Origin of the sequence: Streptococcus sp. 2022WUSS037, from assembly GCF_044427225.1 — a bacterium.
Lineage (GTDB): Bacteria > Bacillota > Bacilli > Lactobacillales > Streptococcaceae > Streptococcus.
The window spans coordinates 1-7,768 of the sequence record NZ_JAOTGJ010000052.1 but is presented as its reverse complement, the minus strand read 5'-3'; the positions used below and the strand labels follow the sequence as shown (position 1 = coordinate 7,768).

General features: G+C 42.9%; 9 protein-coding genes. All 9 read right to left on the bottom strand.

Annotated elements, in window-relative coordinates; genetic code table 11:
- Positions 1-151: 151 nt before the first annotated feature.
- The 9 genes from ODU55_RS11180 to ODU55_RS11140 all read right to left on the bottom strand — a co-directional run bounded on the left by ODU55_RS11180 (position 152) and on the right by ODU55_RS11140 (position 7,461).
- A complete protein-coding gene (locus tag ODU55_RS11180) occupies positions 152-418 on the bottom strand; it encodes a hypothetical protein (protein WP_398582867.1) in 267 nt (88 codons plus the stop codon).
- A gap of 1 nt (position 419) precedes the next feature.
- Complete coding sequence (locus ODU55_RS11175; protein WP_398582866.1) at positions 420-737, bottom strand: PadR family transcriptional regulator; 318 nt, start codon at positions 735-737, stop codon at positions 420-422.
- Positions 734-898: a hypothetical protein gene (locus ODU55_RS11170; protein WP_398582865.1), complete on the bottom strand. Its 165-nt coding sequence runs from the start codon at positions 896-898 to the stop codon at positions 734-736. Before ODU55_RS11170 ends, ODU55_RS11175 begins: the two co-directional genes overlap by 4 nt.
- Before the next feature lie 202 nt (positions 899-1,100).
- On the bottom strand, positions 1,101-1,442 hold the full coding sequence (locus ODU55_RS11165; RefSeq protein WP_398582864.1) for a P-II family nitrogen regulator: 342 nt from the start codon (positions 1,440-1,442) through the stop codon (positions 1,101-1,103).
- A gap of 14 nt (positions 1,443-1,456) precedes the next feature.
- Entirely contained in the window at positions 1,457-2,692 is a 1,236-nt protein-coding gene (locus tag ODU55_RS11160; RefSeq protein WP_398582868.1) for an ammonium transporter, read from the bottom strand.
- Positions 2,693-2,923: 231 nt separating this feature from the next.
- A complete protein-coding gene (locus ODU55_RS11155; RefSeq protein WP_398582863.1) occupies positions 2,924-4,936 on the bottom strand; it encodes an ABC transporter permease in 2,013 nt (670 codons plus the stop codon).
- 1 nt (position 4,937) lies between these two features.
- Complete coding sequence (locus ODU55_RS11150) at positions 4,938-5,696, bottom strand: ABC transporter ATP-binding protein (protein WP_099809678.1); 759 nt, start codon at positions 5,694-5,696, stop codon at positions 4,938-4,940.
- Between the two features lie 96 nt (positions 5,697-5,792).
- A complete protein-coding gene (locus ODU55_RS11145; protein ID WP_398582862.1) occupies positions 5,793-6,785 on the bottom strand; it encodes a sensor histidine kinase in 993 nt (330 codons plus the stop codon).
- Entirely contained in the window at positions 6,778-7,461 is a 684-nt protein-coding gene (locus tag ODU55_RS11140; RefSeq protein ID WP_398582861.1) for a response regulator transcription factor, read from the bottom strand. Before ODU55_RS11140 ends, ODU55_RS11145 begins: the two co-directional genes overlap by 8 nt.
- Positions 7,462-7,768: the final 307 nt, after the last annotated feature.

Genomic DNA, 7,768 nt, shown 5'->3' with positions numbered 1-7,768 from the left:
TGAAACAAAGACACGGTCTTGATGTCGCCAGAGCATCAGGTCTTTTCAACATGGAATTACAAGCAGCCACCACCATATTTGTAGTCAATATGAAGCGAATTATGACCTTAATAGACCAAAAGGAAGAGTAGAAAAATAGGAATTCTCCCAATCATTCAGGAGAATTCCTATTTTTTTTTATAAGGGTCGGAGTAACTGGAGACTTTTTCAGTGGGCTCGCCGAAAGCCCGTCTTTTTGGGCTTCCAGAACATCTTGGTAAATAGATAAGAGCTGGGCAGTCACTGCTTCTTCCTGCCTGTGAAAGACAGAGGCAATCATCATATAGCCATTGATACGGCCCATGTATTCCTTATTTTCCTTGGTCAGTTGACTTTCAATCACTTCAATCTGCTTGCGGTATTCCATTTGTTTGCTCATCCTACTCTCCTTTCAATCGCTGAACCTTTTGGACCAATTCCGTCCACTGGCTCCAAAAATCTTCTAGATAAGTCTTTCCCTGGTCTGTCAGATAAAAATACTTTCTGTCCGGCCCGTCTGGCGATGGCTTGTTCTGACTAAAAATCAGGCTATTTTTCTCTAACTTCTGAAGGAGGGGATAGACTGTCCCTCCGACCATGTTTTCAAAGCCCTGACTTCTCAACTCCTGGACCAGCTCATAACCATAAATCTCCTTCTGGCTGATGATTTGCAAGACACAGCCATCCAGGACCCCCTTGAGCATCTGGGTTTCTTTCATAAGTCCTCCTCTTCCTCTGCAAAAAATCCAAACAGCAAACCTGAAACTAACATGATACATAACATCAACATAGAATCCAAAGCCCATCCTGTTATAATAGCTGTCACAAGCGTGATACCTGCTAGTTTCCAATGTTCCCGACTTTTCTTATCCAGTTTCACACTGCCTCCCTACCTAGTTTGTAATACCGACTAATCTGATAAAAATAAAAGTGACCCTTTAGAAATTCACCCACTATTTTGTTTTACATACTAGCTTTGTATCTATAGTCTAACACAAGATAACTAGTTTGTAAAGCAAAATAGTGAAGATTTTCAAAAAAAATAAGAACTTGGATAACCCAAGTTCTCATATACAGCATTTCTAAATTGCATCGTGACCACGTTCTCCTGTACGAATACGAATGACATCTTCTATCGGTTGAATAAAAATTTTTCCATCTCCAACTTCTCCTGTTTGAACAGCTGAAATAATCACATCGACTACTTTATCAACAGTAGCATCTTCAACAACCATTTCTATTTTTACTTTAGCAAGCATGGTCGGTGTTACCTTATGACCACGAACAATTTCTGCAAATCCCTTTTGATTTCCAAAGCCCAAAACTTGTGAAATCGTCATTCCCTTAGCAACTCCTGCACTAGTTATGGCAACCTTAAGATCTTCTAATTTCTCTGTACGAATAATTGCTTCTATTTTTTTCATCAAAAACACCTCTCTTATGAATCTAAGCCCATAAATGTTGGATAAGCTGTCTCACCATGTTCTGTATCATCCAAACCAATTGCTTCTTCTCTATCTGAAACGCGGAGTGGCATGAAGAATGAGATTCCCTTGATGAGAACAAATGTCATGCCTGCAGACCAAACAATTGTAAAGACAATCGCTGCGATGGTTACCAAGAACAGGCGTGGATTCCCATAAATCAAGCCAATATTTTCAGGGTCGAGAGCCAATTCAGGAGTAGTAAACAGTCCTGTTACGATACCGCCAAATATACCACCGACACCATGACAACCAAAAGCATCTAAGGCATCATCGTAACCAAGTTTATGTTTCACAATTGCAATTGCATAGAAACAAACTGGACTAACCAATAATCCGATAATCACTGCACTCCACGTTGATACAAAACCAGCCCCGGGCGTAATAGCAACCAATCCAGCTACTAATCCTGTTGAAGCACCGACAAGTGATGGTTTTCCATTCTTTATATATTCTAACAAAATCCATGAGAACATGGCCGCTGCAGATGACAAATGTGTCGTTACCAAGGCATGAACAGCCAAACCATCGGCTGCTAAGGCAGAACCTGCGTTGAAACCAAACCAACCGAACCAAAGCAAACCAGCCCCCAATAGGACAAATGGTACATTATGTGGACGGTATTCGAGGCGATTAAAGTCCCTGCGCTTGCCAACTACCAAAGCCAAAACCAAGCCACTTACCCCTGATGTAATATGGACAACATCACCACCAGCAAAGTCAATTGTACCCCACTGAGCAAGTAACCCTTCATCCCAAACCATATGGGCAAATGGATAGTAAACTAAAAGAAGCCAACCAATTATGAAGATTAAGAGAGGTTTAAATCGCATCCGTCCCGCAACAGAACCGGTTAAAATACCAACAGTAATGATAGAAAACATCATCTGAAAAACTGCGAAAAGTGAATCCGGAATCGTCAAGCCCCTTGTACTCTCTGAGTCACTGACGCCTTGGAAAAACGCATGTCCAAGATCACCAATAAGATTTCCATCACCTGAAAATGATAGAGAGTAACCAACAGCGAACCACATCACCGTTGCAAGGGCTAGCGAGACAACAGACATCATCATCGTTGAGATAACATTTTTCCGTCTCTCGAGACCACCATAGAAGAAAGCAAGGGCTGGTGTCATTAAAAATACCAAACCTGTACAAATCACTATAAAGGCAATACTTGATCCTTCAATTTTCATAAGCACATCTCCTTTTCTATCCTATAATTGTTAGCACTTATCATACTGTCTTCATTTTTTATCAAGGGCAAGTACGATGACACTAAACAACTATAGAATGAACTTTTTTGTTATGCTACATACAATATCACTATCCTCTTAATCTGTAAATATTAAATTGACAGAAAATTCTAAAAATGTTCCACGTTATGTTAGAAATATCAAAAAACTTGGGTTGCCCCAAGTTTAGGAAATAATTTGTTTGTAAGACCGCGTTGTGATGGCATAGACCACTAGGTAGAGGAGGAGATAGCCACCACAGATGCCTGCTGTCACCTGAAGCATAAGCCCTTCGTTGACCACGCCGATAGACAAAAGAATGGATGATAGCATCTTGTAGGCAAAGGCAAGATGGACAAAGGCAAGTAAGATAGGTAGGAAAAAGACGGTCAGCAATTGCTTGCGAATGGACTGTCTCGTCTGATCCTCATCCAGACCAACCTTGGTCATAATGACGAAGCGATCTCTGTCTTCATATCCTTCTGAAATCTGTTTGAAGTAAATCACCAGCACCACCGCCATCAAAAAGATGAGCGATAGCAAGAGACCGATGAAGAAAAGTGAACCTGCAAAACTGAAGAAACCACGCATCGCATAGGCACGGTAGGCGAGACTAATCGAGTTGGTACCATCTGGAAGAATATTAGAGCTCCACAGTTCGCTTTCAAAGTTTCCAAATACGAAAGCATCATAGCGATCTACCTGTTCTTCTTCTGGCAGACTGCTTTCAAAGCCCATATAATAACGAGTCTCAGCTTGATTTTCAAAAATGGCCAAGTCTTGAACAACAATGACCAGATACTGGCTGAGAAGGAAGGAACCATGGTCTGGTAGATGTCCTAAAGTCACATTCTTGGGCAAGATTTGGACAACTTCCATTTCCTTTTCATCAAATCTGAGAGGTTGACCAGCTTGATACTGGACTCCCTTACTATAAATGGCCACTTGGTCAGATGCCAACTGGAGTTTTTCTCCCGTCATCTTTTCATAGGTGGCTTGATCAAGGACAAAACCAATACCCACTCGGTCAGAGAAAGCCATACCAGCAGCTTCTTCATCCGTCAAAAATTTTATTTGCTGATTTGTCACCTCAGAAAAATAGGCTTGCTGATAAGGATAGACTACCTTACTTTCAACTGGAATATCTGTCTCTTCCAAGATAGCTTCCGCCCACACCTCCCACTTCTCCGTTTGATCTTTTGAAGTGGTTGGTTGCATTCCAACATCGATCGAATAGTCATTTGGATTCTGGTTGGCGATATAATCTTTGCCACCGATGTAAATATTAAGCCCTCCAACCATGGTCACCAAGAACATGCTGGAGAGAATGGTAATGGTCGCAAGCCCCAGAGCATTTTTCCGCATACGGAAAATCAAGTTGGATACAGAAATAAAATTCTCAGGCTTGTAGTAATAGGTCTGACGGTTCTTTAGCCAGTTTAAGAGACTGATAACACCTGCGTGGAAGAGCAGGTAGGTCCCAAAGATAACCAGAAGAGTCGCTCCAAAGAAACTTGGAATAGCCTGCATCGGACTTGTCATTAGTTGGGCAATTGTATAGCCTGCCACCAATAAGATAAGGGCTAAGAAGGTCTGCAGCCAGAGGAAGCCTGTTTTCTTATCCCCACGTTTCTTGCCCTGAACTAGTTTGAGCGAGTCGGTCAAGCCCAGTTTCCCAATATTAAAAAGGCTGACCAAAGCGAAAATGCCAAAAAGATAAACAACTACAATACCCAAGGTTTTTAGCTGAAAAGTTGATGCCAAGACCACAGGCATCTGCATGGCTTTCAGCAAGAGGGCATAGAAGAGTTTGTCCAAGGTCAAGCCTAGCAACAAGCCTGTCAGAATGGTGCCGACTGCGAAAACCAGATTTTCCAAGAAGGTCATCAAGAGGAGATGTTTTTTCTCCAAGCCTAGAATACTATAGACACCGAACTCTTTTGACCGCTGCTTCATGACAAAACTATTGGCATAGAAGACCATGATGGCAACTGCCAACATGACCACAATCATACCGAAGCCCAAAACCATGGTTACCCCATTGGCTCCCTTGACCTGACCTAAATCAGGATGAAAGGCAAGCGCGGTGAAAATATAGGCAATGGCTGTGGACAAAATGGTCATCAGGGCATAGGGAAAATAGAGCCTGCGGTTCTTTTTGAGATTGGTCAGAGCCAATCGAACGGTTAGTCCAAACATATTACTCACCTCGATTCGCCATGACTGTCAAGGTATCTGAAATCAGCTGATACATTTCCTGACTAGTTCGTTCACCACGGTAGATTTGATTGTAGAGAATACCGTCCTTGATAAAAAGGACCCGTTTAGCACGACTGGCTGCAGCTGTCGAGTGAGTCACCATCAGAATGGTCTGCCCCTGCTGGTTAATCTGCTCAAAAACATCCAACAAGGTTGCAGATGATTTGGAGTCGAGGGCTCCAGTCGGCTCATCTGCCAAAAGGATTTCAGGCTGGGTAATGATGGCACGTGCTACCGCAACCCGTTGCTGCTGACCACCCGAAATCTCGTAAGGCATTTTATCTTGCAAAGTCGCAATTCCCAGACTATTTAGTGTATGAACCAGTCGCTTGTTCATCTCATCAATCGGATAGCGAGACAAAACCAGAGGCAAGAGCACATTATCCTTGACCGAGAGGGTATCTAAGAGGTTGAAATCTTGGAAGACAAAGCCCAGTTTCTCTCGACGAAAGGCTGCAGCCTCCCTGCTCTTAATCGTTTCTGTATTGACACCATTGAGCAGGACCTTGCCCTGCGTTGGCTTATCAAGGGTTGCCAAAATATTGAGCAAGGTAGATTTTCCAGAACCAGATTCCCCCATAATCGCCACATACTCACCCTCTTCAACGGCAAAGTGAATATCCTTCAAGGCCTCGACCTGGCCCGCCTTAAAGCGAGAACTATAAATTTTTTGAACGTGTTGCACATCTAAGAGCGTCATCTTACTGCCTCCTTTTCTTTTTCTACCCCCATTCTAGCCCATCCTCCGACAAGCTGCCATAGCCCTAGCTTTCATTTGCGTGACAATTTTGTAAGATTAGTCAAAAATCATCTCCACTTCTTCGATACCGATTCGCACTTCTGTTCCCTGGCCCACTTTGGAGCTTAGTTTGAGGGAATAGCCCAGCTCCGCAGCGATTTTCCGGGAGAGATAAAGTCCCAGACCCGAAGACTGCTGGGTTCTTCGGCCATTGAAACCTGAAAAACCACGCTCAAAAACCCGCTCCAAGTCACTCTCTGCAATCCCTATTCCTGTATCACGAATAACCAAATCATCTCCATCCAGAGCAATCGAAATACTTCCCCCCTGACAATATTTGAGGGCGTTGGATAAAATCTGCTCAATCAAGAGACCCAGCCAGCGTTTGTCGGTCTTTACTGTCCTATCCAGCGGTCCCAAGTCCAAGCTGGTACTGGCCTGAATAAAAAAGAGGGAATATTTCTTGACCAAACTTCTGACCAGCTCTTCCAAATTGACAGATTCAATAACCAAATCATCATGGAAAGACTGTAAACGGAGGTAGTTCAAGACCAAACCTGTATATTGTTCGATTTTAAAAAGTTCTGATTCTAGCTGATGACGGACTGAACTACTGCCTACTTCCTTTACCAAGAGCTGACTGGCTGCAATAGGCGTTTTCATCTGGTGGGCCCAGAGGGTGTAGTAGTCATCTAATTCTGTCTGTTTTTGACGGTGTTTTTCCAGCAGGAGCTTGTTTTGGACTTCTAGTCGCTCCACTCTCTCCTGCAAACAACGTTCACTGGCTGTCCCTGTGGCTACTTTCTGACCACGCCAGATTTTTCCAAAGCGGGAAAATTCCCTGACAAAATCCCAGAGGAGGGCAAGGAGCCAACAAATGCTCAGGAGGATGAGGGCATAGAGAACCAGGTCCCTCTCAATGTCAAAGACGCTACTGATAGCCAAAATGGTCGCAGCAAAAAGGCAGTAGCTGGCCAGAAAGATCCAACGATGACGGAGCCAAGTGGGTAAAAATTCTGATACTAGTGAGCTAAAATCATCCTTATTCATGTGTCCACACCAGGCCGTAGCCCACTCCTTTCTTGGTGGCAATCAAATCTGGCAAACCCAGTTCTGCCAACTTTTTACGCAGGCGAGCGATGTTAACCGACAGGGTATTGTCATCCACAAAAATATCGCTGTTCCAGAGTTCTCTCATCAGCTCCTCACGACTAACCACTTCCTTGCCATGCTCAAAAAGCACCCGTAATATCTGAAATTCATTTCGTGTCAACTCTGCTACAGCCTGTCCATATGACACCTGCATAGTCTTCAAATCCAAGGAAGCCTCTTCAAACCAGAGTAAACTTTGTTCACCTACGAAATCGTAAGTCCTCCGCAAAAGCCCCTGTATTTTGGCTAGGAGAACCGTCATTTCAAAAGGCTTGGTCACATAGTCATCCGCTCCCATATTGATCGCCATGACAATATCCATGGGCTGATCATGGGAAGACAGAAACATAATGGGCACACGGGATGTCTTGCGAATTTCCTGACACCAGTAATAGCCATTGAAAAAAGGTAGCCCAATATCCAGTAAAATCAAATGGGGCTGAAAATCTCTTATCTGGTCCAAAACCGTCTGAAAATCCTTGACTTCTTGAACCTGATAGCCCCAGTTAATCAGGTTTTTGGCAACTAATTGGCTAATGGTTTTATCATCCTCAACAAGAAGTATTTTCTGCATTGCTCTCTCCCTTTTTATATATAGTATATATTATAGCCTAAAATTCAGGAAAAATGGGGATTTTTCTAAATCTCCAACCAAGATTTGTCATTCCTCACATATTTCGCTATACTCCCGTCTTTGACAGTTTTAAACGACAAAAACCTCCCTAACCCTATGCATATCAAGGGTTTAGAGAGGTTTTCTTTTTATATCAAAAATGCGTACTTTTTCTCGATTTTGACGCTTGTAAAATTTTTTTCATCTTTTTTTCGCTAATAATTTGATAATCACTTCTGAAACCAAATGTCTGATGCAATTCATCAGT